Consider the following 26,792-nt stretch of genomic DNA (forward strand, 5'->3'; position numbering starts at 1 on the left):
ACGAGCGTGCGTGGGTCGAGCCGCGCATAAGCGGTCGATTCTATTTAATAGGTTTTTAAGGTTTAACGTTCGCTGGCCATCAACTAAAAGTTGGCGGGCAGCGAACCTACTACAGGCTTCGTCCATAACTAATTCCAACGACTGTAATTGTTTAACAGGCAATAAAAAGTTATCGAATTCCTTAATAAGGAAAACGTTAGCGGAAGGACATTAAAGTGCCTTCAGATCAGGTGAGCGTGTGAGCCTCGGTGTACAGGCCGAGCATCAGGCTCGCTTGCTGGAAGCGATAGGCTAAGCATCGACTCGGAGGCTCCTGGCTATCGTCCAGGCTCCAGCGTTGCTGAAGCCGGCCCGTCATCGGGCAGACACGCCAGTTGGCACGCGGGTGTGCGCTGGCAGAAGAGGAGTGGGCGCCAAATGGGGTGTTTACCTGAGTCGTCAACAGACGCTCACGGAACAGCTTGACCCGCATGGTCGATGCGAAGGCGCGCACGCCTGGCATTACGGTGGTTTTGAAGTTCATAACATGCCTCTGGACCGGACTGATGCCGGAGAGGCAAGTTACGGTGGAGCATCAAGCTCTAGCGCAGCTCACCCGACCGAAAAGTCGAGTCCCGTCATTTTCTGGGTTGTGTGCCAGATTCTGCGAATTCGCAGTAACCCGACAGCGACTAGATACTGTGTCCATTGGATTCTTTTGTGAGTTGAAAAAAGGCCTGTGTAACCGGCCCGCGTAATTTACTCAGCGAGGTAGTTAAAGTCAACCTTGAATGCCCGGTTGATCGTGTTTTATAGATGAAAAGAGCCGATCTGATTATTCAACTGAACAGTGGTTCAGGTAAATGACAGTTACGCGGCGTTGGGGTGGTTATTTCAATATTGCGCTGCCGCTAGGGACTGTTCGACTTACTACGGGTTTCAACGGTGGCGGGGCGCGTAATTGTTATCGTTGATTTAATAACAGCGGCACGGGGCCGCCTTGCAGGGTCTGGAAAAACTGCGCCGCAGCACGGCGCAGGGTCCATCAGTTTTGGCTGATCAGGCTCTGCCGGCAATCAAGCGCCAGGCGTGCGCCGCCGGATTCACTGCTACCGACTTCAAGGGTAAAACCATGCAGGTTAACAATCGCCGCGACGATCGACAGGCCTAAGCCGAAGCCGCTTTGCGTGTTACCTCCCTCTGCGCGGTAAAAGCGCTGGAACACCGCCTTACGCTCGTCCACCGGTATGCCGGGGCCGGAGTCGAGTACTTCGATTCGCGTGCTGCCGCCGTCATTGACGCCACGCAAGATCACCACGCCGCCGGCCGGGGTGAACTTGATCGAGTTGCTCAGCAGGTTGGCCAGCGCCTCGAACAGCAAGGCGCGGTCGCCATTGAGTGCCGGCAGCGAGGCGGGAATTTGCAATTGGAACACCAAGTCGCCTTCTTCGGCCAACGGCAGATAGAAGTCATGCAGCTCGTGCAGCAGCGGCACTGGGTCGAGTTGCACAAAGCCCGAGCGGCGTTGACGATCCTCCAGTTCGGAGATGCGCAGCAATCCGCGAAAGCGCGCCATCAAAGTGTCGGCCTCGGCCAGGACTGAGTCGAGTTGGGCGGCTTCCTGCGACCCTTCACCAGCCTGCTGCTGCATGCGATACAGCTGCGCCCGCAAGCGGGTCAGCGGGGTGCGCAGGTCATGGGCGATGTTGTCGCACACGCCTTTGACCTCGTTCATCAACCGCTCGATACGTTCGAGCATGGCGTTGACGATGGCAGCGAGCATGTCCAGTTCGTCACGCCGGTTGGAGAGTGGCAAGCGTCGGGTCAGGTCACCGGCAACGATGGCTTCGGCGCTGGCCTGAAGCCCGCGAATACGCAGCAGTGGCTGACGTCGTAATAAGTGCCAACCCGCTATGCCCGGCAGGATGGTCAGCGTCACGCCCCAGAACAGCGCGTGCAAAATGATCCGCGTGACGGCAAACAGCGAGCCGTTATCGCGCACCAGTAGCAGCCAGCGCCCGTCCAGCGTTTGGGTCGCTACGGCATCGCAGCTGTCGGCGGGCAGGGTCGGGTCGTCGGGTTCGGCGCAGTCGTTGAGCATGTGAATTTTGCCATCCAGCGGCAGGCCGGGTGGTATTTCATGCATGGCTCCGCTGAGGTAACGGTACTCGGCGTCGAACAAGCCGTAGGCATCGATGCCGCGGATATCAAAGGTCATGCTGGCGGCGAGGGCGTCCACCAATTGTTCGCCTTGAAAGCGCGAGAACAGGTGCTGGCGTTGCATCAACGAGTGCTTGGCCAGGTTGTCCAGGTAGCCGGAGACCTCGTAATACATGACCCCCATCAGAATTCCGCTCCAGGCCACGAACAGCGAACTGTAGAGCGCCAGCAAGCGGCTGCTGGAGGAACGCCAGCCTTTAGAGGGGTTCAGCAATGACATAACCCGAGCCTCGCACGGTCCGAATCAGTGGGGCATTGCCAGGCGGGTCGATCTTTTTGCGCAAGCGGCCGATGTGTACGTCGATCAGGTTAGTGCCGGGATCGAAGTGATAACCCCAGACCTCTTCGAAGATCATCATCCGCGACAGAATCTGCCCGGTGTTGCGCATCAGGAATTCCAGCAGCTTGTATTCGGTGGGCAGCAGCGTCAGCAATTCACCGTTGCGGCTGGCTTCATGGCTGATCAGGTTCAGTTCCAGATCGGCTACCCGCAGCGTGGTGGCATGCGCGGTCACGGTGTTCTGCCGGCGCAGCAACACTTCCACCCGCGCCGCCATTTCATCGGTGGCGAACGGCTTGGTCAGGTAATCGTCGCCGCCGGCACGCAGGCCGCGCACACGTTCATCAACGTCGGACAGCGCACTGATCATCAGGATCGGCGTAGAGACGCCCATGGTGCGCAAGGTGGTGACAATCGCCAGGCCGTCCAGCTCTGGCAGCATGCGGTCGAGGGTGATTAGGTCGTAGTCACCGCTGACCGCGCGCGCCAGGCCTTCGCGACCATTGTCGACCCAATCCACCTCAAGGCCGTGGCTGCTCAGCTCGGCCACGATTTCCCGTGCAGTTACGGCGTCATCTTCAATAGTCAAGATTCGGGTCATGGGCGGGCCTGATAATCGGTTCAAGACGGAGTGCGGGCATTTTGCCAAGAAATGCCTGGCGATTATTAAATTAACTTTCATGTTGCGTGATGAACCGGGCGAGCGCTTGGCTTATTTGAACCGAACAACGATATCATCTGGCCACATTTCAAAAAGGAAGCGGCGCTATGCGCACGATGATGGGCCGTGGCTGGAGGCCGCTATGGGTGGTGTTGCTGTGCGTGATCAGCTCGCTGGCCTGGGCCGGTAATACGCCCTGTTCAGGAAAGAAGGGCGGTATTGATCGTTGCGACGGCGATTTATTCCTGTGCAATGACGGCTCGATCAGCGCGTCGAAGAAGCGTTGCTCGGTAATGTATGGCGGTGAAACCCAAGCCCGTCCGCAGACTTTTCTGCAAAGCGATGACGCGTGCGCGTGTGGCACCAGCACCTTCTGCACGGGGCCACGGGGAGGTGTGTATTGCCTGACCCCTAGCGGCAATAAAAGCTACAAGCGCAAGTAAGTCGCCTAATGTCGGCATTACGGCGTCTGGCCCAATGCATAAAACCCGCTGATATTCGTCAGCTCTTGCAAAATGCATGGCCTTCAAATTTCTTTAATTTATAAATTGTTGAAATATAAGGATTTATTTATTTTTGAAGACTGGCACGGTGCCTGCAATTCCTCTTGCGACGAGTTGTAACATCATTTTTCATGCCTGGAGCAGAACAACAATGAATAGATCTTCTGATGGTTTTTATCCTGCCGCAGATGAATCAGGAGCGCTCTCTGGCGTGTCCTGGGGCGCCATTTTCGCCGGGGCCGCTGCGGCCGCTGCGCTGTCGATGATTCTGGTGCTACTGGGCTTTGGTCTGGGCTTTTCTGCAGTTTCACCTTGGGCCAACGAAGGCGTTAGCGCCAAGGCGTTGGGCATTTCGACAATTGCCTGGCTGGCTTTTACTCAAATCGTTGCTTCCGGGCTCGGCGGGTACATCGCCGGTCGTTTACGGGTGAAGTGGGCGAACCTGCATGGCGATGAAGTCTATTTCCGTGACACCGCTCATGGCTTCCTGGCCTGGTGCGTGGCGACTTTGGTGACGGCGATTCTGGTGGTCGGCTCGGTCAGCAGCGTGGTCAGCGGTGGTGTCAAGGCGGGTGCAAGTGTCGCCGGTGGTGCCGCCAGCGCGATGACCCAAGCGGCTGGTGCCGCTGCCAATAACACCAGCAGTGACCAGTACGGTTATTTCATCGACAGCCTGTTTCGCGATGATCGTCCGGCTGCCGTTGGGGACGATGCGGCCCGTGGCACGGTGACGCGTATTTTCGTTCGTTCGCTGAGCAATAACGGTCAACTGGCCGCCGAAGACCGGACCTACCTCGCTCAACTGGTCGCTCAGCGCACCAACCTGAGCCAGGCTGATGCCGAACGTCGTGTCGATGAAGTTTACGCTCGCACCCAAAAAGCCTTGGCCGACGCCAAACTTGCGGCCCAACAAGCGGCTGACACGGCTGCAAAAGTTGCTGCCTGGGGCGCGTTGTGGATGTTCGTTGCGCTGCTGGCCGGTGCGTTCTTCGCCAGCCTGTCTGCCACCTTCGGCGGTCGCCGCCGTGACGCTGTGACGTATCTGACGTCCGACGCCTACGTCACCACTACTGCCTCGCCACCTGTTCGCTAACCAAGGAGAACCACCATGCGCTCATTACTTCTGTTCTTTCTCGGCGTGCCGATCCCGATCATCATCCTGATCGCGTTGTTCATGCACTGATCTTTCTGAGGCTCATGCCTCTGCCGCTTCTGCCCCTGGTAGAAGCGGCGTTTTGCTTTCTGGGGTCAGCCGGTGTTTTTCAACTGATAGCCGGACGGTTGTCTGATTGTTTTCTATGGCCTGGATCAATATTTTTGTTCGATATATGTCTTACCTTGAATGCTCCAGGTCCTTTCTGCGGCATCGACTACATTGGTTGGGCGCACACGCGTTGCGCTGCCGAAATACCAATGCCGGCGCTTTGAAATCTGCCTGCGCAGTTGGCTGGCAGGGTGCAGTGCAGCATGGAGCTGACGAACCTCATCTGAACCCTTCACGGAAGAAAATCGCAATGCAACGCCTAGACAGAACCTTCGATATCCAGCCGCTGGTCCGCTCGGACATGACTTTGCACATCAACGGCCAAGCGGTCAGCGCCGCGATTGGCGAAACCGTCCTTACCGTCCTTCAAGCCCTTGGTTTGCGCCAGGTGGCGCGTAACGATCACGATCAGATCAGTGGCGCCTATTGCGGCATGGGCGTGTGCCAATGCTGCCTGGTAAAAATCAATGGTCGCCACAAGCGCCGTGCCTGCCAGACTGTCGTGCGAGAAGGCATGACCGTCGAAACCCAGGTTAATCGCATTGCCGAGCAGGAGGCACTATGAGCCTGCCTCCGGTTATCGTCGGCGGCGGGCCGGCGGGCATGGCCGCGGCCATTGAACTGGCGCGGCACGGTGTACGCAGCACTTTGCTGGAAGAAGCCTCGCGGCTCGGCGGCGTGGTTTATCGCGGGCCGCTACGCGACGGCGTCCAGTTGGATTACCTTGGGCCACGTTACTCCGAAGCCCTGGCCACATTGCATGGCGAGTTCCATGCGCACGCAGGGCTGATCGACGTGCGCCTCAACCAGCGCGTGGTCGGAGCCGAAGGCACGCATGCGCTGGTGGTGCTGGACGCCGATGAGCGTTTGCAGGAAATCGAGTACACGCAGCTGTTGCTGGCCGCCGGTTGCCATGAACGCAGCGTTCCGTTTGCTGGCTGGACGTTGCCGGGCGTGATTCTGTTGGGCGGTTTGCAACTGCAAATCAAAAGTGGTGTGGTCAAGCCTCAAGGCCCAGTGGTCATCGCCGGAACCGGTCCGTTGCTGCCGCTGGTAGCGACCCAGTTGCACGCTTCGGGTGTGACTGTCGCCGGTGTTTATGAGGCGTGCGCCTTTGGCAAAATCGCTCGCGAGAGCTTGTCCTTGCTGAACCAGCCGCAGCTTTTCCTCGACGGGTTGAGCATGCTCGCCTACCTGAAACTGCACGGCATACCCCTGCACTATGGCTGGGGTGTCGTGGAAGCCAAAGGCGAGGGCGAATTGTGCTCGGTGACCGTAGCGCCGTATTCGAGCACTTGGGTGCCGGACATGAGCCGCGCCGAACAGATTGCCGCCCGCACCCTGGCGGTCGGCTATGGTTTCATTCCGCGCACCCAGCTCAGCCAGCAGATGGGCCTGAGCCACGGTTTCAGCCCTGACGGTTACTTGCGAGCCAGCGCTGATACCTGGCAGCAAAGCAGCGCGCCGCATGTTCACTTGGCGGGCGACATGGGCGGGATTCGTGGTGGTGAGGCGGCGATGCTGGCGGGTCGTATCGCGGCGGTTTCCATCCTGCTGCAACGGGGCGTGCTGGACGCTGAACTGGCCTGTGTGCGTCGCGATCGTTGCCTGTCCAAACTCAAGGCCATCGTGCGCTTTCGCGCCGCCGTCGACCGTTACACCGAACGCGGTGCCGGGCAAACCGCGTTGCCGGCTGCCGATACGGTGATTTGCCGCTGTGAACACGCCACCCGCGCCGACATTGATCGAGCGCTGGAGCAGGGCGTGCAAGACATGGCTGGCCTGAAAATGCGTACCCGCGTGACCATGGGCGACTGTCAGGGAAGGATGTGCGTCGGCTATTGCAGCGACCGGCTGCGTGAAGCCACCGGACGCAAGGACGTCGGCTGGTTGCGTCCGCGCTTTCCGATTGATCCGATTCCGTTGTCAGCTTTTCAGTCCATCGCCACGGAGGCCACCCGCCATGAGTAAGTTCTATGACGTGGTCATCGCCGGCGGCGGCGTGATCGGGGCGTCCTGCGCCTATCAGTTGTCCAAGCGCAAAGACCTCAAAATTGCCCTGATCGATGCCAAGCGGCCGGGGAACGCGACGCGGGCTTCGGCGGGGGGCTTGTGGGCCATTGGCGAATCGGTGGGGTTGGGGTGCGGGGTGATTTTCTTTCGCATGATGTCGGCCAATCGCAAGCGCGACGCTCAGGGTTCAGCGGTGGTGGTGGATTCCAGCACACCGCATATTCTGCCGCCGTCATTCTTCGACTTCGCCTTGCAGTCCAACGCGATGTACCCGGCCTTGCACAAAGAGTTGCGGGACAACCACGGGATGGATTTCAAATTCGAACAGACCGGTTTGAAATTCGTGATTTATGACGATGAAGACCGGCTCTACGCCGAGCACATCGTTGCCTGCATTCCACACTTGGCCGACCAGGTGCGCTGGCTCGATCAGGCGGCGCTGCGTGAAGCGGAGCCCAGTGTCAGCCATCAGGCACGGGGCGCGCTGGAGTTTCTGTGTGATCACCAGGTTAGCCCGTTCCGCCTGGCGGATGCCTACACCGAAGGGGCGCGGCAGAATGGCGTCGATCTGTACTTCAACACCAACGTGACCGGGGTGCTGCACCACGGCTCGCGGGTCACCGGCGTGCAAACGGCCGAGGCGGGGGTGTTTCATTGCACCACGCTGATCAACGCGGCGGGCGCCTGGGCGGCCGACCTGAGTGAGCAGGCTACGGGCATTCGCATACCGGTGAACCCGGTCAAGGGCCAGATTTTGCTCACCGAGCGCATGCCAAAAATTTTACGCGGTTGCCTGACCACCAGCGATTGCTACGTGGCGCAAAAGGACAACGGTGAAATCCTGATCGGTAGCACCACCGAAGACAAAGGGTTCGACGTGACCACCACCTACCCTGAAATCGCCGGTCTGGTGCAAGGCGCGGTCCGCTGCATTCCCGAACTGGCGGATGTAAACCTCAAACGCACCTGGGCCGGTTTGCGCCCTGGGTCGCCGGATGAACTGCCGATTTTAGGGCCAATGAAAGGGGTCGAAGGCTATCTCAATGCGTGCGGGCACTTCCGCACCGGCATCCTGACCTCGGCGATTACCGGTGTGCTGCTGGACAAACTGGTTCGCCACGAACCCCTGCCGCTGGACATCACACCGTTCCTCGCGGATCGGTTTGAGGTGAAGCCCGCCGTTGAGGTCAAGGAACTGGAAACAGCCTGACGCCCCATGTTTTGCGGGCAGTGCGAATCGCTTCGTCGTCATCTGGCGATTCAAGCCTTGCCCGCTTCCTCCTCCTCTAACTGATCCGCTTCGAATAGCCGTGCCAATTCCGTTCGGGCTTCCTGGGCGGTTTGCAGGACCTTCGCCGCGTCGTCATAAATCGCATGCTGGGCTTCCAGCACCTGTTCGTCGTGGTGCTTGAAGCGTTTGATCCGGGCGTCGGCCTGGGCCTGGGTCAGCCCCAGACCGACCAGTGTGCGCCGACTCATTTCCAGGCTGGAGTAGTAGGTTTCTCGCACCGCCTCGGCACCCAAGTCCACTAACCGGTGTACATGCTGCCGGTTGCGGGCCCGGGCGATGATTTTCATGTGTGGGTAGAGCTTATGTACCAATTCAGCCGTTTTGATATTGGTGTCCGGGTCGTCGGTGGCGATGACGAAATATTCTGCCTGCTCGACCTTGGCCGCACTGAGGATTTCCGGACGCATCGGGTCGCCATAGAACACCGGCACACCGCCAAAACTGCGCGACAGCTCGATGGTTTCCACCGAGGTGTCGAGGGCGACGAACTTGATGTTCTGCGCCCGCAGGATCCGCGCAACGATCTGGCCCATGCGCCCCATGCCAGCGATCACCACCCGTGGCGTGTCGGTATCGATTTCGCGGAATTTCTCCGGCACCACTACGGCCTGGACCTTGGGCGTATACAGTCGCGCGCAGACCAGCAACAACAGCGGCGTTACCGCCATGGACAAGGTAATCGTCAGCACCAGCAAGTCGTACAGACGCGGTTCGAACAGCCCTTGGTCGCGACCGATCTTGAACACGACGAACGCAAACTCGCCGCCGGCCGCCAGCACGATGCCCAGACGAATCGCACTGACCTTGCCCAAACCACCGGCCAAACGACCGACGACGAACAGCAGCGGCAGTTTAAGGGCGATCAGCAACAGGGTCAGGCCGAGTACGGTGATCGGTGCGCTTAGCAACAGACTCAAATTGGCGCCCATGCCGACGCTGATAAAAAACAACCCGAGCAGTAACCCTTTGAACGGTTCGATCTGGGCTTCCAGTTCGTGACGGTATTCGGAGTCGGCAAGCAGCAAGCCCGCGAGGAACGCGCCCAAGGCCATGGACACGCCGACCAGGTCCATCAGCCACGCTGTGCCGATAACCACCAGCAAGGCCGTGGCCGTAGAGACTTCCGGCAGGCCAGTCCTGGCCACGACCCGGAACACCGGCCGCAGCAGATAGCGGCCGCCGATGACCACCACCGCAATGCTGCCCAGTACGCGCAAGCCATGGTTCAAATCTTCGGCCGCCGTGGTCGTGTGGTCGCCGCCCGCCAGCAACGGCACCATGGCGATCAACGGGATCGCGGCAATGTCTTGGAACAGCAGAATCGCAAATGCCAGCCGCCCATGTGGGCTGGTCAGCTCCTTGCGTTCGGCCAGGCTTTGCAGGCCAAACGCGGTGGACGATAACGCAAGCCCCAGGCCTAAAACGAGGGCGCTGTTGAACGATTGCCCGAACACAAACAACGCCAATACGCCAATCACCAAACCGGTGAGCAACACCTGCGCCAGACCGACCCCGAACACCGATTTGCGCATCACCCACAGCCGTCGTGGCGACAGCTCCAGCCCTATGATGAACAGCAACAACACCACCCCCAGCTCGGAGATGTGGCTAACGCTTTGCGGATTCCCGATCAACCCCAGAACCGACGGCCCAATGATGACACCGGCAAACAGATAGCCCAGTACAGCGCCCAACTGTAGGCGTTTGGCCAAGGGCACGGTCAGCACCGCCGCCAACAGAAAGACGACAGCGGCTTGCAACAGATTGCCTTCGTGCGGCATGGCGAAACTCCAAAAATCAGGTGCGGCGTGACTGCCAAGGATAAAGGCTGTAGGCGGATGCGTCAGCAAAGCCCTGCGATTTTCAGGTTATAACCTGCATCAATTAGTTACATTCATAGGATAAGCTGATCAATCTGCCCGTTCCCGAGTGCGCACTGTGGCCATCAATTTCGACCTTAATGATTTGCAAGCTTTCCGCGCCGTGGTAGAGCAGGGCAGCTTTCGCAAGGCCGCCGACACGGTGCGCATTTCCCAGCCGGCGCTGAGTCGGCGCATCGAGAAGCTCGAAGAAGCACTCGGTGTAAAGCTGTTCGAGCGCACCACGCGTCGAGTCAACCTGACCCAGGCCGGGCGCTGTTTCATGCCCAGCGTCGAGCGCTTGCTGGACGATCTCGACGTGGCGCTGCTGGGCATTAGTGAGGTGGCCTCGACCCGGCTCGGCCACGTCACCGTTGCCTGCGTTCCGTCGGCGGCTTACTACTTCATGCCGCGCGTGATCGCTCGCTACCATCAGCAGTTTCCACGGATTAAGGTCAAATTATTGGACTCCAGCGCCCATGACGTGCTCAGTGCGGTTATCAATGGCGAAGCAGATTTTGGCCTGAGCTTCATGGGCTCGCTGGAAGCCAAGGTCGATTTTGAACCGCTGGTACAGGAAGGGTACGTGGTGGCATGTCGGCGCGATCATGCATTGGCCGGGCGCAGCAGCGTGACGTGGGACGAGTTTTATCAGCAGGATTACATCTCGCTGGACAAAACCTCAGGCAACCGCTTGTTGCTCGATCAGGCGTTGGCCGGCGTGGTGCCGCAGCGGCCGAGCATTTGTGAAACCCGGCATGTGACGACCATGATCGGGTTGGTGGAGGCCGGGCTGGGTGTAGCGGCGGTGCCGTTGATGGCGATGCCGGCGGCGGATCACCCGATTCTGACTCGGGTGCCGCTCACCGCTCCACAGGTCATGCGCAGCGTCGGTTTGATCAAGCGCCGGGGGCGGACGTTGACCCCGGCGGCACTGGCGCTGGAGCGTCTGGTGGTGGACATGAAAATCCAGCAGCCGACTATCAGTGACTGACAGAATCCAGGCCGGTGCCCTGTACATCGGATTGGGCGGCCGGGGAGGCCAGGTAATCGAGCAAGGCCTTGGCGTCAGTCGGGTGTTGCGCCCCAACCGGGATGCCGGCAGCGAACCGAGTCACCGACTGCACCGACTCTGGAATCTTCGCCACGAACGTGACCCCCGGCACCGGTAGCAACTCGCTGACCTGCTGGAAGCCCAACTGATAGTCGCCGTTGGCAACAACCGAGCCCACCGGGATTTTCGGGATCATCTTCGACTTCGGTTTGAGCGTGTCTTCGATGCCCAGTCGTTTGAACAGTTGCTCCTCGATGTACACGCCGCTGGCGCTGTCGGAGTAGGCCACTGACGTGGCGTCGAGCAAGGTCTTTTTCAAACTGTCGACGGAACTGATATCAGGTGTCGGTGCGCCTTGGCGTACCACCATGCCGATGCGCGAGTCTGCCAGTTCTACTCGCGAGGCGGGATCGACTTTGCCTTGTTTGATCAACTCGTCGAGGGCATAGCCGACCATGATCACCACGTCGGCCTGTTCGCCCCGTGCCAGGCGATTGGGGATCGCTTCTGGCGCTTTGCCCATGGACGGCCCCAGGGCGGTGTCCAGAGTGTTACCGGTGATGGCGGCAAATTTCGGGCCGAGGATTTTGTAGGCCGCGGTGAAACCGCCGGAGGTCATGACGTGGATTTCTTGTGCCTGAACCAGAGGGCTCAGGCCCAGGCCGGCTACCAGGCCCAGGATCGCGAAGTTGAATAGCGTTTTCATCGAATGCCTCTGGCAGTTGTGGGGCGGGTGGTTCACGACACGACAGGTTGCAGACGACCGGTGGACCGGCGATAGAGAAACAGCGTCGCGCACAGGGCACAGAGCGCCGCAAAACTCATCCAATAGCCGGGGGAAGCTTTGTCGCCGGTGTATTGAATCAGCAGCGTCGACATCGCCGGGGTGAATCCGCCGAACACGGCCGTGGCCAGGCTATAGGCCAGCGAGAAACCGGCTACCCGCACTTCCACCGGCATAATTTCGGTGAGGGCGGCAACCATTGCGCCGTTGTACAAGCCATAGATGAATGACAACCACAGCAGGACCAACAGCATGTTGATGAAACTCGGCGCATTCACCAGGTACGTCAGCGCCGGGTATGCGGTGAACAGCGTCAGCAGGCTCATGGTGATCAACACCGGGCGCCGCCCGATGCGATCCGACAACGCTCCGCCAATTGGCAGCCAGAAAAAGTTCGAGACGCCCACCAGCAAGGTCACCAATAGCGCATCGGAGGTGCTCAGGTGCAGCACGGTTTTACCAAAGGTCGGTGCGTAAACAGTGATCAGGTAAAACGCGGTAGTGGTCAGGGCCACCATCATCATTCCAGCGATCACTGTCTGCCAGTTCAGGGCCAGGGTCCGGAACACTTCGCTCATGCTTGGGCGGTGTTTACGGGCAACGAATTCTTCGGTTTCTTCCAGGTTACGGCGCAGGAGGAAAATGAATGGCACGATCATGCAGCCGACGAAAAACGGAATCCGCCAGCCCCAATCGGCAATCATTGACGGAGCCATCCATTGGTTCAGGCCATAGCCCAGCGCTGCCGCAATGACGATCGCCACTTGTTGGCTGGCTGATTGCCAACTGGTGAAAAAACCTTTTTTCCCTGGCGTAGCGATTTCCGAAAGGTACACCGAGACACCGCCCAGTTCCGCGCCGGCCGAGAAGCCTTGCAGCAAGCGGCCAATCAACACCAGTGCGGGGGCGAACAGGCCGATGGTTGCGTATCCCGGCACCAGCACAATCAAAATCGTGCCACTGGCCATGATCGACAAGGTGACGATCAGTCCTTTGCGCCGCCCCACGTCATCGATGTAGGCCCCCAGCACCACGGCGCCCAGAGGACGCATCAGAAAACCTGCGCCAAACACAGCGAAGGTCATCATTAACGAGGCAAACTCGCTGCTGGCCGGAAAGAACACGCCCGCGATCTGTGTGGCATAAAAGCCGAAAAGGAAGAAGTCGAACTGTTCCAGGAAATTGCCCGAGGTCACCCGGAATATAGCGCTGGCCCTTGAGCGACTGGATGTTGCAGGCCGTTGGGTTAAGGCTGTCATGACTGTGTACTCCACCGCTTTTATGACGTGCGCGGCGTGGCGGCAGCGCACGGTTCTTATTGGCGCGGATAGTGGCGCAAGGGCATCGATATGATAAGTGCATAGTTGGCATGCATTGATGCGCCAAGCGGATCAATGCTTTTTTCACCACACAATCGTCGCTAAAGTAAGGAATGATTCGTTGCGCGTGCAGTCGGATCACCAGCACCCCGACATTCCTGGAGGTTTATTGATGAACAGCAAGACCCTTATCGCCTGCCTCGCCCTTGTCGGCGGTATGGCTGCTATCGCCCCTGGTGTTCAAGCCGCCGATCCCGCGCATAAAACCGTGCAGCCTGGCGTCAACAACAGCCGCACTCTGGTCGTGGGTGACCGGGCACCGGAGGTTTATCAGCGCAGTGAAAAAGCCGTCAATAACTGGAAGCAGAAAGGCTTGAAGGCGCCCAAGGCTCAGGCCCAGTGGGTGCAGATTAATGACAAATACATGATGGTGATGATTACCAACGGCACGATCATGGACATCGCGCCCGTGGAGCGTTAAGCCGACGATACGCGGGCTCGGCGCACTGTTGGTTATTCGCTGTACGCAGGCGCCGAGCTGCTATTTCCCAACCGATACTGATTATTGCCACTGCGCTTGGCCTCATACATCGCCAGGTCCGCGATATGAATCAGAAGGTCCATGCTAGGCGCATGATCGGGAAACACCGCCACCCCCAAGCTGGTGCCGATATGGCGCTGGTCCTTGCCAATCGTCACGGGGGGTGAGAGTTCGGCGAAGATTTTCTGACAGATGCTGCGGGCTTCGTCTTGCAGGTTGATGCCTGGGGGCAGACCCTGGAGGATGACCACAAATTCGTCGCCGCCAATGCGGGCGACGGTATCGGTGGCGCGCAGGAGTCGCTTGAGCCGATTAGCCGTAGTGATCAGTATTCGGTCGCCGGCCGCATGACCGTAATGGTCGTTGATTGCCTTGAAACCGTTCAAATCGATAAACACCAACGCCACTCGGGTGTCGCTGATGCGTGCCTGCTCGAGTGCCGCTGATAGCCGTTCTTCCAGCACTAGCCGGTTGGGCAGGCCCGTGAGCGGGTCGTAGTGGGCCAAGTGTTGCAGGTAACTGGCAGAGGCTTTTTCTTCGGTGATGTCGCGTACCACGCCCATCATCTTGACCGTAGCGTCGTGGTCGTTCTTCACCACATTGCCGGTTTCCCGCAGCCAGCGGAGGCTGCCATCGGGCCAGACCACACGGTATTCCTCGTCATGGTTTTCGCCGGTTTCCAGGCAGCGCAGTTCTCCAGCGCGCACCTTGAGCCGATCATCCGGGTGTACGCAGGCACAAAACAGTGCGTAGGAGGGCGTTATTTCGCCGATCTTGAACCCGAACATGCCGTAGATTGCGTCCGACCAATAGAGCCGGTCGGTATCCACCTCCCAGTCCCAAGTGCCAATGCGTGCGAAGTATTGGCTGCGCTTGAAGCGCTCGGCGTCGGGGTCTTGCTGGACATTTTGGTTCGCGCAGAGCTTGGCGATCAGTGAGCGGGATTCAGCCAACTGCCTTTGCAGGACGCGCTCGCGACAGGCCAGCGCAATAAGCAGCGCGAGTGCGACCAAACCAAGGGCGGCGTTGATCCAGAGGGAACTCATTCAGGGGTTGCCATCATGGTGTGTCAAACCGTGCGCGAAGGTGGTGGTGATATTAATGCACGACGAGGCCAAAAACAGGTCTAAACGTTTGCCAAACGCTTGTATTTCTGGGAAAACGGCGACCCTCTGGCCCGTCAGGCGAGTGAAATATCGAGTGAACGTAATGAATGATGAATTGCAGATAATCGACCTTGAGTCGGGTGATGGCAAAGCGGCGGTCAAAGGTGCGCTGATTACCACCCAGTATCGTGGGTGGCTGGAAGACGGCACGGAGTTCGATTCTTCGTACAGCCGGGGTAAACCTTTTCAGTGTGTGATCGGCACCGGTCGAGTGATCAAGGGCTGGGACCAAGGGATCATTGGCATGCACGTCGGCGGCAAGCGCAAGCTGTGGGTGCCGGCCCATCTGGCTTACGGCGAGCGGTCGATGGGGGCGATTACGCCGAATTCGAATTTGATCTTTGAAATTGAGCTGCTGGAAGTGCTGACACGCGATGATTGAGGCGTTCCTCATCAGCCGTGATGCACTTCCCGGCTGTCCGCCGGGGCCTGCTTTCGATCCTCCAGGCCGTAGTCCCGCGTCACCTTTGCCACTCGCAATCGATAATCGGCAAATACCTGCGCTCGCCCAGCCGTCTGTGCCATGCGATGACGCTCCAGGGTGCGCCATTGGGCGACGGCGGCTTCGTCGCGCCAAAACGACAGCGACAGCAGTTTTTCCGGGTCTGCCAGGCTCTGGAAGCGTTCGATGGAGATGAAACCATCGATGTCGCTCAACAGCGGTTTGAGCGCAGCGGCGAGGTCAAGGTAGCGTTGGCGGTGTTCGGGATGGGGTAACGCTTCGAAAATCACGGCGATCATGCTTGAGCCTCGATAAACATGGGGATACGGCTGTTGAGGGACGGGCGGTAATGCCAGGTCAGTCGATCCAACACGGGGTTCGCCTCTAGAATCTGTGTCAGCGTCGCGCTGGCGATGCTCAGTGCCAATGCTTGTCCAGGGCATTGATGGCGCCCGGCACCGAAGCTGAAGCTGCGTCGGTTCGCACGGCTGAGGCACACGGCGTCGGGGTCGTCGTTGAGCAGTGGGTCGCGATTGGCCGAGGCCAGTATCAGCAGAATCACATCCCCAGGCCTTAGGCTTGAACCGTTGATCTCGCAGGGCTCAGCGACAAAGCGCCGGGTGTTTTGGACCGAAGGGTCGATGCGTTGGATTTCGCCGATCAGTTCGTCCACACCGGTCATTTCGTTGCGTAATGACGGTTGTCGAATCAACGCCACTAACCCGTTGCCGATCAGCCCGGCCGTGGCTTCATAGGTTTGGGAGCATAAGCCGATGAGGTTGGCGATCAGCATGTCGTGGTCGGAGGAGGCCATCGCAAAGCGTTGCTGGATATCCTTGAGCAAAGGCGTCTGTGCATAAGCGTCATCCAAAAGCTCAATGAAATAGCTGTGCAGCAGCTCTGCCGCGACCTGGGCAGCCATCACTTGGGTCTGCTCGCTGAGCGGCGAGAGGCATGCCACAAAGTCTGCCGTCAACTCACTGATCGCCCGCGCTTGTGCCGGCGAAAACCCCAGTAGCGCGGCGACCACGGACACCGGTCCTCGGAACATCGCGTTGTACAGCCCCTGCGCTCCCGCAGTGATCCATCGCGCACTGACGCGTGCCCTGACGTCACTCAGATTAACTGCCGCCAGCGCCGGCTCGATCGCCGCTCGGGGACAACGCTGGCGCTCACCTTCGTTCATCCGCATCAATTGTCCAAAAATTTTGCCCGCATCGCCCTCGGCGATCGCCTTGGGAACCGGTTCGTTCAACGGTCGAACCCGACAATCCGGGTGCGCCATTACCGCCGCCACGGCGTCTGCGCTGCTGGCTACCCACATTTTTAGTCCGTCGTGAAACGCCCATCCGCCCTCGGTGCGCAGTGTTGCGTAATAGGGGTAAGGATCGGCATGAGTCGCAGCAATGATCGGGTCCATGGGATGTCGCCTTGTTCTGGGTGGGGAAAGTGTTGCTACTATCTCCAGTCCGACAAAGCCTTGATTCGTCCGTGAGCGAAATATGAACGCAGAACAACATGACATTGGCGTCTCGCAGGTGGCGGCGGCGATTGCTGAACCGGCCCGCACCAAAATCCTCTGCTCATTAATGGATGGTCACGCTCGCACCAGCACGGAGCTGGCGGCAATTGCTGAGGTCAGCGCTTCAACGGCCAGCGCTCACTTGGCCAAACTCAAGGAACTGGCGCTGGTGCGCTTGCACGCTCAAGGTCGCCATCGCTATTACCGCCTCGCCGACAAACGTGTCGCTCAGGCGCTCGAAGCCTTGATGGTGATCGGCCAGAACCGTGTGCCAGCCTTCACGCCTGGAACGCCGGATCGGCTGCAATTCGCCCGTACCTGCTACGACCATATGGCTGGGACCTTGGCGGTGCTGTTGCATGACCGCATGATTGAGGCCGGGTGGTTGCTGGAAACCGCTTAGCAGACGTATCAGGTGAGCGATAGCGGCGTTGCGGTGTTCGAAGGGTTGGGCATAGTCGTCTCCAATTTAACCGCGCTGCGTCGGCGGTTCGCCTGCCCTTGCCTTGACTGGAGCATGCGCCGGCCGCACTTGGGTGGGGCGCTGGGCGCAGCGTTGCTGCAAACGGCGATCAAGCACCAATGGGTCACTCAGGACCTGCACAGTCGGGCACTGACGTTGACGGCCTCAGGGCGAAAAGAACTGGGTAGACGGTTCGCCATTGAACTCCCGGTGCAAATAACGCCCTTAAATTCCAGGGCAACCCAGCCACGGGGCCGGGCGACTGCCAGCCCCACAACTTAGCGACTGGCCGAAGCCATGAGCACGCCAAAACCTATGAAGGTCACGCCTGATATTTTAGCGGCCAGCCAAGATCCTTTCGGGCTCGATAACCAGCCTTTGGCGAGATTGGCGAGCGAGGCGTAGCTGCCATGCACGAGGATTACCAGAAGGGCATAGGAGGCGACCAGCTTGAAAAACTGGCCATAGAACGGTGCCGAAGTGTCGATGAATTGCGGGAACACGGCGAGAAAGAAAAAGATCGCCTTCGGGTTTAAGAACTGCAGCGAGGCCGCTTCCAGGAAGCGATAGCCTGAGCTTGAGGGGCGGGCTTCAAGCCGTCGATTAAAACAGTCCGAGCGCCAACTTTTGTAGCCCAGGTACAACAAATAGGCGGCTCCTGCGTACTTCAACGCGGTAAAGGCGTTCGCCGAGCTGCTGAGTATCAGGCCAACGCTGGTGGCGCTGATGGCGGCGACGACAAACGCCCCCGACGCGATTCCCAGAATTCCCGGCACCGCTCCCGTCCAGCCATGGCGCACGGCGTTAGACAGAGTCAGTAGGACGCCGGGCCCCGGGCTCAAAATGGTCAGGGTGGCGAACAGTAGAAAGAGTCCGTAGCTGTGCATGTCTTGCTCCGTCAGGGGGTGCTGGCAGATTGGCGGGACGACGTGAGCGTGACAAACGCTTTAAATGCAGTGCATAGGTAACTAAATTAGACGCATGATCAATCAACTACCGCCTCTTAATGCTGTTCGCGCCTTCGCGGTGGCTGCTCGTCATCAGAGCTTCAGCCTGGCTGCCGAAGAGCTGCATGTCAGTCACAGCGCCGTCAGCCGGCACATCAAACTGCTTGAAGAACATTTGGGCATATTGCTGTTCGAGCGGCGCATCCGCCAATCGGTGTTGACGCCGACGGGCCAACGCTTTTATGAGCAGGTCAGTGCCGGGCTGTCACAAATCGCCAACGCCGCAACTGCGCTCAAGCAGCATGCCTCGCTACCGACGGTGACGATCAATGTGCGCCCGTCCTTCGCTATGCTTTGGCTGGCGCCCAGGCTGGCGGATTTCATTGCACAGCACCCGGATATCAAACCGCAGGTCATCACTCAAACCCAGGCACCTGACCACGCGCGCGACCGATTCGACATCGTCATTCGCCGCGGTCGTGACGACTGGGCGCCGCAGATTGAGGCGCGAGCACTCTTCGAAGACGAACTGCTGCTGGTAGCCGCGCCATCGTTGATCGAACGCGTGGCCTTGCAGGAGCTGACGTCTGTGAGTTGGCACACGTTACTGACCGCCAAGGCCCGTCGCGAGGATTGGCACAATTGGGCTATGCACTTTGGTCAAAGCCAGTCAGCCACGCAACTCACCCGGCAGTTCGATCACATGCACCTGGTGCTTCAGGCGGCCGTGGATGGGCAGGGGATAGCCTTGTGCCCAACCTCGTTGCTGGGCACCCACCTCTCGAGTGGACGCCTGATCTGCCCGTTGCCTGAGTTGCGGATGCCGTTGCCGCGCTATTACTTCGGGGTCGCGCCGCAGGTGACGGCGCCCACGCAAGTGTTTGTCGAGTGGTTGTTTGCCCGGATTGCCGACGATGCGCTGTGTTGGCAAGCGCCGTGTACAGCCAGCGCTATACCCTGAAATCCCAGACTATTTCCACTACTCGAACCGCCAGTACCAGGTAAATCAGAAACAGAATAATTTGGAAGACCGTGTGATAGCGCAACCTCGACAGCCGTCGTACTCCATCGCTGACATTGAGCAGCATCAGCAGCGCCGACACTGCAATCAGTCCCCAACCGGTAAGATTCGAGCCGAGCATACCCAGGAACATAAGATGGTCGCTGTGCAACGCGTTGGTCCCAGCCGCCAGTAGCAGGGCGCAAACCAGCAAGTTTTTGATGTTGTCGAACACTTGCGTGGTGAAGTCGGTATCCAGCAGCACCAGGTATTTTTGCCAGAGTTTACCCATTGTGTTCGAAGCCTTTGGAGGGGGCGGAAGTGGCGACAGTGTTGCAGGGTTCCGGATCAAATGCACAACGCACCGACTTGATTTGACCCGACGAGGGGCGTGCGGGTGGGTTGTGCATCGCGGGCTGACCCTATACTGTATGAATGAACAGTATAAGGCGTGCCCAATGGAACTCATCGACAAGCTCAGCATTCTCGCCGACGCCGCCAAGTACGACGCGTCTTGTGCCAGCAGCGGCGCGCCCAAGCGCAGCTCAGAAGGCAAGAGCGGTTTGGGTTCCACCGATGGCATGGGCATTTGCCACAGCTACACGCCGGACGGCCGTTGCGTGTCACTGCTGAAAATCCTGCTGACCAACTTCTGCCTCTACGACTGCCAGTATTGCGTTAATCGCCGTTCCAGCGATGTGCCACGGGCGCGGTTCACGCCCGAAGAAGTGGTCATGCTGACCATGGATTTCTACCGACGTAATTGCGTCAGTGGCTTGTTTCTCAGCTCCGGGATCATTCGCTCGGCAGACTACACGATGGAGCAGCTCATTCGTGTGGCCAAACTGCTGCGCGAAGAGCATGAGTTTCGCGGCTACATTCATCTCAAGACCATTCCTGAAGCCGACCCGGCGCTGATCGCGGAGGCAGGGCGCTATGCCGACCGCTTGAGCGTGAATATCGAATTACCTACCGATGCCAGTTTGCAAATCCTTGCCCCGGAAAAACAACTGGGTTCGATCAAACAGGCGATGCAGACCATCTACACCGGCGAGCAAACGGTGCTCAACGAACCCCGGGCGCCGAAGTTCGCTCCGGCCGGGCAGAGCACGCAGATGATTGTCGGCGCTGATGACACCGACGACAGCACCATCCTTCATAGTGCGCAGGCGTTGTATGGCAACTACCGCCTGCGCCGGGTCTATTACTCGGCATTCAGTCCGATCCCCGACAGTCCGAAGAGCGTGCCACTTGCGGCGCCTCCACTGATGCGTGAGCACCGGTTGTATCAGGCCGACTTTTTGCTGCGCAGCTACGGGTTCACCGCGGGCGAGCTGTTCAAAGGACCGGGGCATCTGGCCCTGGACATCGACCCCAAACTGGCGTGGGCCCTGGAAAACCGCGAAGTTTTTCCGCTGGATCTCAATCGGGCCGACGCGTCGTTGATCGCTCGTATCCCTGGAATCGGCCTGCGCACCACCGAGCGGCTGGTGGAACTGCGCCGTCTGCGGCGCATTCGTTATGAAGACCTGGCGCGGATGCGCTGTGTGTTGGCCAAGGCCAAGCCGTTTTTCATCACCAGCGATTACCACCCGCAGCAGGCCGAGGTCACCAGCCACTTGCTATACCAGCAACTGCGCGACCGGCCTCAGCCGCAGCAAATGGGGCTGTGGGGATGATCAATCTGGATTGCGACGATTTGTTCGAAACATGGCGCCAGCAAGCCCGTTGGTTGCTGAGCCATGAGGTCGACCCAAGTCTGGTGAGTTGGGCCTCAGAGGGCGTTGAAGACCTGTTCGCCAGTGACGCGGCCCCGCCTGCCGAGTCAGGTCCATTTCAGGCGCGAATTCCGGCAGCGTTGTTGGGGACGCTCGAAAACGCCGCTCGTTATCGCGGTGATCAACGCTGGAGCCTGTTGTACGAGGTGCTGTGGCGGGTCAGCCATGGGGATCGAACCGCGATGATGGCGGGCGATAAACTCGGCAGCGAATTGCAGCGGCGCATCAAACAGGTCCAGCGTGAAGCTCATCACCTGCATGCGTTCGTGCGTTTCGTTGAGCGGCCGCTCAGCGATGCAGGCCCCCAATATGTCGCCTGGTACGAACCAGCCCACGACATTCTGCTCAACGCCAGTGAGCATTTTATCGGCCGCATGGGGCGGCACCGCTGGCTCATTGCGACGCCGCGAGACGGGGTTTATTACGACGGCGAACACTTGGTGCATCAGCGCCAATGCCCGGTTGAGTGGCAACAACTGGCGCAAAATGTTGACGACCCGCATGGCAACATGTGGCTGACCTACTACAGCCATATCTTTAATCCGGCGCGATTAAACCCGAAAGTCATGCAAGGGCATTTGCCCGCGCGGTTCTGGAAAAACCTGCCTGAGGGTGCGTTGATTCCGGGGTTGATCACCCAGGCGCGCACAGGCAAGCAGCAGGACGGTCAGGCCAGCGGGATCAAGGAAAGAGCAGGTAAGCGCATTGCGCCGGGACAAAGCGAGCGTGGACATGGCTCATAAAAAAGCCGCGCATGACCAAGGCAATGCGCGGCTGTTTTGCGACAGGCGTCGGGTTAGACCTTGACGATCCAACCGGCTGGCGCTTCGATGTCGCCGGTTTGCACGCCTGTCAGCTCTTTATAGAGCTTCTGGGTAACCGGGCCGACTTCGGTTTCGCTGTGGAACACGTGCAGTTTGTCGTTGTAGCTGATGCCACCGATCGGGGTGATCACTGCGGCAGTACCGCAAGCACCGGCCTCTTTGAAGTCCGACAGTTTGTCGATCAGTACGTCGCCTTCGATCACTTCCAGGCCCAGGCGCGATTTGGCCAGCTCGATCAACGACAGACGGGTGATGCCCGGCAGTACCGATGGGGACTTCGGCGTGATGAATTTATCGTCGTGGGTGATGCCGAAAAAGTTGGCCGAGCCGACTTCTTCGATTTTCGAGTGGGTCATCGGGTCCAAGTAGATGCAGTCGGCGAAGTTCGCTTTCTTGGCTTGTGAGCCGGGCATCAGGCTGGCGGCGTAGTTGCCACCCACTTTGGCCGCTCCGGTGCCTTGTGGCGCGGCGCGGTCGTAGCTGGAGATCAGGAAATTGTGCGGGGTCAGGCCACCCTTGAAGTAGGCGCCGACCGGGATGCAGAAAATCGAGAAGATGAACTCCGGTGCGGTCCGCACGCCAATGTTGTCGCCCACGCCGATCACGAACGGACGCAGGTACAACGCACCGCCGGTGCCATAAGGCGGGATGAAGCGTTCGTTGGCGCGCACTACTTGCTTGCAGGCTTCGATGAACTGTTCGGTTTCCACAAAGGGCATCAGCAGGCGCGAGCAACTGCGCTGCATGCGCAGGGCATTCTGGTCCGGACGGAACAGGTTGATCGAGCCATCCTTGCAACGGTAGGCCTTCATGCCTTCGAAGCATTGTTGGCCATAGTGCAGGGCCGTGGAGCCTTCGCTGATGTGCAGCACGTTGTCTTCGGTCAGGGTGCCTTCGTCCCAGGAGCCGTTACGCCAGTACGACAAGAAACGCTTGTCTGTCTTGATGTAGTCAAAACCCAGCTTGTCCCAATTGATGCTTTCGTTACCCATGACACCCTCTATCACTTAACAACCGCCGAAACGGTTCAAGGCTTCTGACGTTTTTTGGATGGGGACAACAATACTTCATTCCGGACCTAAATCGCAGCCCGCAATTCGATCTCTCTCGTATTGATCGATCCCACGCTCCGCGTGGGATCGATCAATCACGCTCATAGGTGCAACGCATGCCCCAAGGCACGCAACGCCGCTTCCTGCACCGCTTCGCCCAGCGTTGGATGCGCGTGGATCGTGCCTGCGATGTCTTCCAGCCGGGCGCCCATTTCCAGGCTTTGGCCAAACGCGGTGGACAATTCCGAGACGCCAACGCCCACTGCTTGCCAGCCAACAATCACGTGATTATCTCTACGGGCGACAACCCGCACGAAGCCCGCTTTGGATTCCAGCGTCATTGCCCGGCCATTGGCCGCGAACGGGAAGCTCGACACGATGCAATCCAGGCCGGCAGCCTTGGCGTCATCCGGGGTCTTGCCGACCACCACCAGTTCCGGATCGGTGAAGCAAACGGCAGCGATAGCGGTCGGGTTGAATTCACGGGTTTTTCCGCTGATCAGCTCGGCGACCATCTCACCCTGCGCCATGGCACGGTGCGCGAGCATCGGTTCGCCGCTCACGTCGCCGATCGCGTAGACGTTGTGCATGCTGGTCTGGCAGCGGTTGTCGATCTTGATCGCCGAACCGTTCATGGTCAGATTCAGTGCTTCCAGGTTCCAGCCTTGGGTGTTGGGTTTGCGGCCTACGGCAACCAGTACCTGGTCGGTTTCCAAGAGCAGTGTGTCGCCGTTCGGGTCGCGAACTTTCAATATTTTATCTTTTGAATCAAAGCCTTCAACGCTGTGCTTCAAGTAAAGTATGACGCCGAGTTTTTTCAGTTCATCGTGGACCGGTTGTGTCAGTTCACCGTCGTAGGCGGGCAGGATGCGATCCTGAGCCTCGACCACACTGACCTCCGCCCCGAGCTTGCGATAAGCAATGCCCAACTCCAGACCGATGTAGCCGCCACCGACCACGATCAGCCGTTTTGGCACGCTTTTCGGCGTCAGCGCTTCGGTCGACGAAATGATTGGCCCGCCAATCGGTAGCATTGGCAGGTTGACGCTTTTCGAGCCGGTGGCCAGTACCAGATGCTCGCACTGAATACGTGTCTCTCCGACTTGCACCGTCTTGCCGTCGATGACCTTGGCCCAGCCATGAACGACCTGAATCTTATGTTTCTTCAGCAGCGCCGAGACCCCCGTGGTCAGACGATCGACAATGCCGTTCTTCCACTCGACACTTTTACCGATGTCGAGGGTGGGCGCCGCAACGCTGATGCCCAGCGCTGAGTGCTGGCTGTGTTGTTGTGTCTGGTGAAACTGTTCGGCGACGTGAATCAACGCCTTGGACGGTATGCAACCGATGTTTAGGCACGTCCCTCCCAAGGATTCGCCTTCCACCAGAATGGTCGAAATGCCCAACTGGCCGGCACGGATCGCCGTCACATAACCGCCAGGGCCGCCACCGATGATCAGCAGCGTGGTATTCAGAGTGTGCATGCCTTGCTCCACAAATGCTTATTCCACAAACAGCGTGGCCGGTTGTTCGAGCAAACCACGAATGGCCTGGATGAATTGCGCCGCGTCCATGCCGTCGACCACCCGGTGATCGAAGGAGCTGGAGAGGTTCATCATCTTGCGAATCACGATCTGGCCTTTGATCACCATGGGCCGTTCCACGATTTTGTTGACGCCGACAATCGCCACTTCAGGCAGGTTCAGCACCGGCGTGCTGACGATGCCGCCCAACGCGCCGAGGCTGGTCAAGGTAATGGTTGAGCCGGACAGTTCGTCGCGGCTGGCCTTGCCATTACGCGCAGCGTTTGCGAGGCGCACGATTTCAGCTGCGTTGTCCCACAGGCTGCGGGCTTCGGCGTGACGCACTACCGGCACCATCAGGCCGATGTCGCTTTGCGTGGCAACACCCACATGCACGGCGCCGAGGCGGGTGATGACCTGGGCTTCGTCATCATAACGGGCGTTGATCTGCGGAAAGTCGCGCAGGGCTACTACGAGTGCGCGCACCAGGAAGGGCAGTAATGTCAGCTTGCCGCGGGTCGCGCCGTATTTTTCATTCAGGTGTGCGCGCAGTTCTTCCACGGCGGTGACGTCGATTTCCTCGACGTAACTGAAGTGGGCAGCGCGTTGCGTTGCGTCCTGCATGCGCTGGGCGATTTTGCGGCGCATGCCGATGACCGGGATCTGCTCTTCTTCATCACGCTGAGCGTAAGCAGCAGGTGCCGTCGAAGCAGTTGACTGACCCTGCGCCAGGAAGGCATCCAGATCGTCATGCAAAATCCGTCCGGCGGGGCCGCTGCCTCGCACCAGACGTAATGGAATACCGGCGTCCAGCGCATGTTTACGCACGGCCGGGGAGGCCAACGGGCGATCATCGGTGTCGCGAGCGACCATCGGGCCCGGGCACACGGCTGCGGGGCGAGGTGGCGCAAGCGGTTTGCTCGCAACCACTGTTTCAACCTTGAGTGTCGCAGCCGGCAGCGCTTTCACGGCCGCAGGCTGAACTGACTCTTTAAGGTTGCCTGCGCCTTCTACTTCAATGCTGATCAGAATGCTGCCGACGGCCATGACCTCGCCTGGCACGCCGCCGAGTGCAATCACCTTGCCGTGAACCGGCGATGGAATATCGACCATCGCCTTGTCCGTCATCACATCGGCGAGCACTTGATCTTCAACCACCACATCGCCGACCTTGACGTGCCAGGCCGACAATTCAACTTCTGCAATGCCTTCGCCAATGTCCGGCATCTTGATAACGTGCGTGCCCATTCAGACCTCCATAACCCGATGCAAAGCCGCGCCCACTCGGGACGGGCCAGGGAAATACGCCCACTCTTGCGCATGCGGGTATGGGGTGTCCCAACCGGTGACGCGTTCGATGGGGGCTTCCAGGTAATGGAAGCAATGCTCTTGCACCAACGCGACCAGTTCGGCACCGAAACCGCAGGTACGGGTGGCTTCGTGAACAATCACGCAACGCCCGGTTTTCTTCACCGATTTGACGATGGTGTCCAGGTCCAGCGGCCACAGGCTCCGCAGGTCGATCACTTCAGCATCAATGCCGGTTTCTTCAGCGGCCACTTGTGACACGTAAACAGTGGTGCCGTAGGTCAGGATGGTCACGTCCTTGCCGGGACGCGTGATCGCGGCGACGTCCAGCGGCACGGTGTAGTAACCGTCCGGAACTTGCGCCGCAGGGTGTTTCGACCATGGGGTAACCGGGCGGTCGTGATGGCCGTCAAACGGGCCGTTGTACAGGCGTTTTGGCTCAAGGAAGATCACCGGGTCATCGTTTTCGATGGAGGCGATCAGCAGGCCTTTGGCGTCGTAGGGGTTGGACGGCATCACGGTGCGCAAACCGCAGACCTGAGTGAACATCGCCTCAATACTTTGGCTATGGGTCTGGCCACCGTAGATGCCGCCGCCGCAGGGCATGCGCAGGGTCATCGGCGCAGTGAACTCGCCAGCCGAGCGATAACGCAGGCGTGCGGCTTCGGAAATGATCTGGTCGGACGCCGGGTACACATAATCGGCGAATTGGATCTCTGCCACCGGCCGCAAGCCGTAGGCCCCCATGCCCACGGCGACACCGACGATCCCGCTTTCGGAAATGGGGGCGTCGAAGACCCTTGAGGTGCCGTATTTGGCCTGCAAGCCTTCAGTGCAACGGAACACACCGCCGAAATAACCCACGTCCTGGCCGAACACCACGACATTGTCGTCACGCTCAAGCATCACATCCATGGCCGAGCGCAGGGCCTGGATCATGGTCATGGTGGTGGTGGTCATGGCGTTTTCCAATTCAATAGCGTTGTTGTGATCGTTCAT

The 26,792-nt window shown here is 59.2% G+C and carries 26 protein-coding genes and 1 pseudogene; 12 read left to right on the forward strand and 15 right to left on the reverse strand.

The annotated features are described in order from the left end of the window. Positions 1-226: 226 nt before the first annotated feature. The 3 genes from RHM68_RS10995 to RHM68_RS11005 all read right to left on the reverse strand — a co-directional run bounded on the left by RHM68_RS10995 (position 227) and on the right by RHM68_RS11005 (position 3,080). Entirely contained in the window at positions 227-523 is a 297-nt protein-coding gene (locus RHM68_RS10995) for a hypothetical protein (RefSeq protein ID WP_322222842.1), read from the reverse strand. 501 nt (positions 524-1,024) lie between these two features. After that, positions 1,025-2,419 carry a HAMP domain-containing sensor histidine kinase gene (locus RHM68_RS11000; protein ID WP_322222845.1) on the reverse strand — a complete coding sequence of 465 codons (1,395 nt, stop codon included), beginning with the start codon at positions 2,417-2,419 and terminating at the stop codon, positions 1,025-1,027. Further along, positions 2,397-3,080 (reverse strand): response regulator transcription factor, encoded by a 684-nt coding sequence (locus tag RHM68_RS11005; RefSeq protein WP_322222847.1) that lies wholly within the window; start codon positions 3,078-3,080, stop codon positions 2,397-2,399. The genes RHM68_RS11000 and RHM68_RS11005 overlap by 23 nt, the downstream gene beginning before the upstream one ends. A 167-nt stretch (positions 3,081-3,247) precedes the next feature. On the opposite strand from RHM68_RS11005, the gene RHM68_RS11010 reads away from it, so the two are divergent. The 5 genes from RHM68_RS11010 (at position 3,248) to hcnC (ending at position 8,130) form a co-directional block, all read left to right on the forward strand. After that, complete coding sequence (locus tag RHM68_RS11010; RefSeq protein WP_322222849.1) at positions 3,248-3,583, forward strand: hypothetical protein; 336 nt, start codon at positions 3,248-3,250, stop codon at positions 3,581-3,583. 211 nt (positions 3,584-3,794) lie between these two features. After that, positions 3,795-4,736: a hypothetical protein gene (locus RHM68_RS11015; protein WP_322222851.1), complete on the forward strand. Its 942-nt coding sequence runs from the start codon at positions 3,795-3,797 to the stop codon at positions 4,734-4,736. A 421-nt stretch (positions 4,737-5,157) separates the two neighbouring features. Then, positions 5,158-5,472, forward strand: a complete 315-nt coding sequence (locus tag RHM68_RS11020) for a (2Fe-2S)-binding protein (RefSeq protein WP_322222853.1) — start codon at positions 5,158-5,160, stop codon at positions 5,470-5,472. Continuing rightward, positions 5,469-6,878, forward strand: coding sequence for a cyanide-forming glycine dehydrogenase subunit HcnB (gene hcnB / locus RHM68_RS11025; protein WP_322222855.1), 1,410 nt, complete (start codon positions 5,469-5,471; stop codon positions 6,876-6,878). Before RHM68_RS11020 ends, hcnB begins: the two co-directional genes overlap by 4 nt. Then, complete coding sequence (gene hcnC, locus RHM68_RS11030; protein ID WP_322222858.1) at positions 6,871-8,130, forward strand: cyanide-forming glycine dehydrogenase subunit HcnC; 1,260 nt, start codon at positions 6,871-6,873, stop codon at positions 8,128-8,130. Before hcnB ends, hcnC begins: the two co-directional genes overlap by 8 nt. Positions 8,131-8,180: 50 nt before the next feature. On the opposite strand, the gene RHM68_RS11035 is transcribed toward hcnC, so the two are convergent. Then, positions 8,181-9,992 (reverse strand): monovalent cation:proton antiporter-2 (CPA2) family protein, encoded by a 1,812-nt coding sequence (locus RHM68_RS11035; protein ID WP_322222860.1) that lies wholly within the window; start codon positions 9,990-9,992, stop codon positions 8,181-8,183. A gap of 157 nt (positions 9,993-10,149) precedes the next feature. Between RHM68_RS11035 and RHM68_RS11040 the strand changes: the two genes are divergently transcribed. Then, positions 10,150-11,064 (forward strand): LysR family transcriptional regulator, encoded by a 915-nt coding sequence (locus RHM68_RS11040; protein ID WP_322222862.1) that lies wholly within the window; start codon positions 10,150-10,152, stop codon positions 11,062-11,064. Here the strand turns inward: RHM68_RS11040 and RHM68_RS11045 are convergent. Both RHM68_RS11045 and RHM68_RS11050 read right to left on the reverse strand, forming a co-directional pair. Next, positions 11,054-11,830, reverse strand: a complete 777-nt coding sequence (locus RHM68_RS11045) for a substrate-binding domain-containing protein (RefSeq protein WP_322222864.1) — start codon at positions 11,828-11,830, stop codon at positions 11,054-11,056. The two genes, RHM68_RS11040 and RHM68_RS11045, sit on opposite strands and share 11 nt — an antisense overlap. Positions 11,831-11,862: 32 nt before the next feature. Continuing rightward, positions 11,863-13,167, reverse strand: a complete 1,305-nt coding sequence (locus tag RHM68_RS11050; protein WP_322222866.1) for an MFS transporter — start codon at positions 13,165-13,167, stop codon at positions 11,863-11,865. Positions 13,168-13,285: 118 nt separating this feature from the next. Between RHM68_RS11050 and RHM68_RS11055 the strand changes: the two genes are divergently transcribed. Beyond that, positions 13,286-13,708 (forward strand): RcnB family protein, encoded by a 423-nt coding sequence (locus RHM68_RS11055; RefSeq protein WP_322222867.1) that lies wholly within the window; start codon positions 13,286-13,288, stop codon positions 13,706-13,708. Positions 13,709-13,740: 32 nt separating this feature from the next. Here the strand turns inward: RHM68_RS11055 and RHM68_RS11060 are convergent, their stop codons facing one another. Further along, complete coding sequence (locus tag RHM68_RS11060; protein ID WP_322222869.1) at positions 13,741-14,814, reverse strand: sensor domain-containing diguanylate cyclase; 1,074 nt, start codon at positions 14,812-14,814, stop codon at positions 13,741-13,743. Positions 14,815-14,977: 163 nt separating this feature from the next. Here RHM68_RS11060 and RHM68_RS11065 point away from each other — a divergent pair, with 163 nt between their 5' ends. Then, positions 14,978-15,316, forward strand: coding sequence for an FKBP-type peptidyl-prolyl cis-trans isomerase (locus RHM68_RS11065; RefSeq protein ID WP_322222871.1), 339 nt, complete (start codon positions 14,978-14,980; stop codon positions 15,314-15,316). Positions 15,317-15,327: 11 nt separating this feature from the next. Here RHM68_RS11065 and RHM68_RS11070 read toward each other — a convergent pair whose 3' ends face one another. Both RHM68_RS11070 and RHM68_RS11075 read right to left on the reverse strand, forming a co-directional pair. Continuing rightward, a complete protein-coding gene (locus tag RHM68_RS11070; RefSeq protein WP_322222873.1) occupies positions 15,328-15,675 on the reverse strand; it encodes an antibiotic biosynthesis monooxygenase in 348 nt (115 codons plus the stop codon). Further along, positions 15,672-16,796 (reverse strand): cytochrome P450, encoded by a 1,125-nt coding sequence (locus RHM68_RS11075; RefSeq protein WP_322222874.1) that lies wholly within the window; start codon positions 16,794-16,796, stop codon positions 15,672-15,674. The genes RHM68_RS11070 and RHM68_RS11075 overlap by 4 nt, the downstream gene beginning before the upstream one ends. A gap of 82 nt (positions 16,797-16,878) precedes the next feature. Between RHM68_RS11075 and RHM68_RS11080 the strand changes: the two are divergent. Beyond that, a pseudogene (locus RHM68_RS11080) lies at positions 16,879-17,643 on the forward strand (ArsR/SmtB family transcription factor). Here RHM68_RS11080 and RHM68_RS11085 read toward each other — a convergent pair. Next, entirely contained in the window at positions 17,640-18,248 is a 609-nt protein-coding gene (locus tag RHM68_RS11085; RefSeq protein ID WP_322222876.1) for a LysE family translocator, read from the reverse strand. The pseudogene RHM68_RS11080 and the gene RHM68_RS11085 overlap by 4 nt on opposite strands. 94 nt (positions 18,249-18,342) lie before the next feature. Between RHM68_RS11085 and RHM68_RS11090 the strand changes: the two genes are divergently transcribed. Continuing rightward, positions 18,343-19,269 carry a LysR substrate-binding domain-containing protein gene (locus tag RHM68_RS11090; protein ID WP_322222878.1) on the forward strand — a complete coding sequence of 309 codons (927 nt, stop codon included), beginning with the start codon at positions 18,343-18,345 and terminating at the stop codon, positions 19,267-19,269. Here the strand turns inward: RHM68_RS11090 and RHM68_RS11095 are convergent. Then, a complete protein-coding gene (locus RHM68_RS11095; RefSeq protein WP_322222880.1) occupies positions 19,259-19,600 on the reverse strand; it encodes a hypothetical protein in 342 nt (113 codons plus the stop codon). The two genes, RHM68_RS11090 and RHM68_RS11095, sit on opposite strands and share 11 nt — an antisense overlap. Before the next feature lie 166 nt (positions 19,601-19,766). Here RHM68_RS11095 and RHM68_RS11100 point away from each other — a divergent pair, with 166 nt between their 5' ends. Continuing rightward, positions 19,767-20,987: a putative DNA modification/repair radical SAM protein gene (locus tag RHM68_RS11100; protein ID WP_322222882.1), complete on the forward strand. Its 1,221-nt coding sequence runs from the start codon at positions 19,767-19,769 to the stop codon at positions 20,985-20,987. Beyond that, positions 20,984-21,829, forward strand: a complete 846-nt coding sequence (locus tag RHM68_RS11105; protein WP_322222884.1) for a TIGR03915 family putative DNA repair protein — start codon at positions 20,984-20,986, stop codon at positions 21,827-21,829. The genes RHM68_RS11100 and RHM68_RS11105 overlap by 4 nt, the downstream gene beginning before the upstream one ends. A gap of 53 nt (positions 21,830-21,882) precedes the next feature. Here RHM68_RS11105 and RHM68_RS11110 read toward each other — a convergent pair whose 3' ends face one another. The 4 genes from RHM68_RS11110 to RHM68_RS11125 all read right to left on the reverse strand — a co-directional run bounded on the left by RHM68_RS11110 (position 21,883) and on the right by RHM68_RS11125 (position 26,792). Next, on the reverse strand, positions 21,883-22,902 hold the full coding sequence (locus RHM68_RS11110) for a branched-chain amino acid aminotransferase (protein ID WP_322222886.1): 1,020 nt from the start codon (positions 22,900-22,902) through the stop codon (positions 21,883-21,885). Between the two features lie 161 nt (positions 22,903-23,063). Further along, a complete protein-coding gene (gene lpdA, locus RHM68_RS11115) occupies positions 23,064-24,446 on the reverse strand; it encodes a dihydrolipoyl dehydrogenase (RefSeq protein ID WP_322222888.1) in 1,383 nt (460 codons plus the stop codon). Positions 24,447-24,464: 18 nt separating this feature from the next. After that, positions 24,465-25,733, reverse strand: a complete 1,269-nt coding sequence (locus RHM68_RS11120) for a dihydrolipoamide acetyltransferase family protein (protein ID WP_322222890.1) — start codon at positions 25,731-25,733, stop codon at positions 24,465-24,467. Further along, positions 25,734-26,792: an alpha-ketoacid dehydrogenase subunit beta gene (locus RHM68_RS11125; protein ID WP_322222892.1), complete on the reverse strand. Its 1,059-nt coding sequence runs from the start codon at positions 26,790-26,792 to the stop codon at positions 25,734-25,736. It abuts the gene before it with no gap.

It is taken from the genome of Pseudomonas sp. DC1.2 (assembly GCF_034351645.1).
GTDB lineage: Bacteria > Pseudomonadota > Gammaproteobacteria > Pseudomonadales > Pseudomonadaceae > Aquipseudomonas.

Excerpts from the sequence above, each read along its gene's own strand:
- RHM68_RS10995 (WP_322222842.1), bottom strand. The coding sequence starts at position 523 with ATGAACTTCAAAACCACCGTAATGCCAGGCGTGCGCGCCTTCGCATCG.
- RHM68_RS11000 (WP_322222845.1), bottom strand. The coding sequence starts at position 2,419 with ATGTCATTGCTGAACCCCTCTAAAGGCTGGCGTTCCTCCAGCAGCCGC.
- RHM68_RS11005 (WP_322222847.1), bottom strand. The coding sequence starts at position 3,080 with ATGACCCGAATCTTGACTATTGAAGATGACGCCGTAACTGCACGGGAA.
- RHM68_RS11010 (WP_322222849.1), top strand. The coding sequence starts at position 3,248 with ATGCGCACGATGATGGGCCGTGGCTGGAGGCCGCTATGGGTGGTGTTG.
- RHM68_RS11015 (WP_322222851.1), top strand. The coding sequence starts at position 3,795 with ATGAATAGATCTTCTGATGGTTTTTATCCTGCCGCAGATGAATCAGGA.
- RHM68_RS11020 (WP_322222853.1), top strand. The coding sequence starts at position 5,158 with ATGCAACGCCTAGACAGAACCTTCGATATCCAGCCGCTGGTCCGCTCG.
- hcnB (WP_322222855.1), top strand. The coding sequence starts at position 5,469 with ATGAGCCTGCCTCCGGTTATCGTCGGCGGCGGGCCGGCGGGCATGGCC.
- hcnC (WP_322222858.1), top strand. The coding sequence starts at position 6,871 with ATGAGTAAGTTCTATGACGTGGTCATCGCCGGCGGCGGCGTGATCGGG.
- RHM68_RS11035 (WP_322222860.1), bottom strand. The coding sequence starts at position 9,992 with ATGCCGCACGAAGGCAATCTGTTGCAAGCCGCTGTCGTCTTTCTGTTG.
- RHM68_RS11045 (WP_322222864.1), bottom strand. The coding sequence starts at position 11,830 with ATGAAAACGCTATTCAACTTCGCGATCCTGGGCCTGGTAGCCGGCCTG.
- RHM68_RS11050 (WP_322222866.1), bottom strand. The coding sequence starts at position 13,167 with ATGACAGCCTTAACCCAACGGCCTGCAACATCCAGTCGCTCAAGGGCC.
- RHM68_RS11055 (WP_322222867.1), top strand. The coding sequence starts at position 13,286 with ATGCGCCAAGCGGATCAATGCTTTTTTCACCACACAATCGTCGCTAAA.
- RHM68_RS11060 (WP_322222869.1), bottom strand. The coding sequence starts at position 14,814 with ATGAGTTCCCTCTGGATCAACGCCGCCCTTGGTTTGGTCGCACTCGCG.
- RHM68_RS11065 (WP_322222871.1), top strand. The coding sequence starts at position 14,978 with ATGAATGATGAATTGCAGATAATCGACCTTGAGTCGGGTGATGGCAAA.
- RHM68_RS11070 (WP_322222873.1), bottom strand. The coding sequence starts at position 15,675 with ATGATCGCCGTGATTTTCGAAGCGTTACCCCATCCCGAACACCGCCAA.
- RHM68_RS11075 (WP_322222874.1), bottom strand. The coding sequence starts at position 16,796 with ATGGACCCGATCATTGCTGCGACTCATGCCGATCCTTACCCCTATTAC.
- RHM68_RS11085 (WP_322222876.1), bottom strand. The coding sequence starts at position 18,248 with ATGCACAGCTACGGACTCTTTCTACTGTTCGCCACCCTGACCATTTTG.
- RHM68_RS11090 (WP_322222878.1), top strand. The coding sequence starts at position 18,343 with ATGATCAATCAACTACCGCCTCTTAATGCTGTTCGCGCCTTCGCGGTG.
- RHM68_RS11095 (WP_322222880.1), bottom strand. The coding sequence starts at position 19,600 with ATGGGTAAACTCTGGCAAAAATACCTGGTGCTGCTGGATACCGACTTC.
- RHM68_RS11100 (WP_322222882.1), top strand. The coding sequence starts at position 19,767 with ATGGAACTCATCGACAAGCTCAGCATTCTCGCCGACGCCGCCAAGTAC.
- RHM68_RS11105 (WP_322222884.1), top strand. The coding sequence starts at position 20,984 with ATGATCAATCTGGATTGCGACGATTTGTTCGAAACATGGCGCCAGCAA.
- RHM68_RS11110 (WP_322222886.1), bottom strand. The coding sequence starts at position 22,902 with ATGGGTAACGAAAGCATCAATTGGGACAAGCTGGGTTTTGACTACATC.
- lpdA (WP_322222888.1), bottom strand. The coding sequence starts at position 24,446 with ATGCACACTCTGAATACCACGCTGCTGATCATCGGTGGCGGCCCTGGC.
- RHM68_RS11120 (WP_322222890.1), bottom strand. The coding sequence starts at position 25,733 with ATGGGCACGCACGTTATCAAGATGCCGGACATTGGCGAAGGCATTGCA.
- RHM68_RS11125 (WP_322222892.1), bottom strand. The coding sequence starts at position 26,792 with ATGAACGATCACAACAACGCTATTGAATTGGAAAACGCCATGACCACC.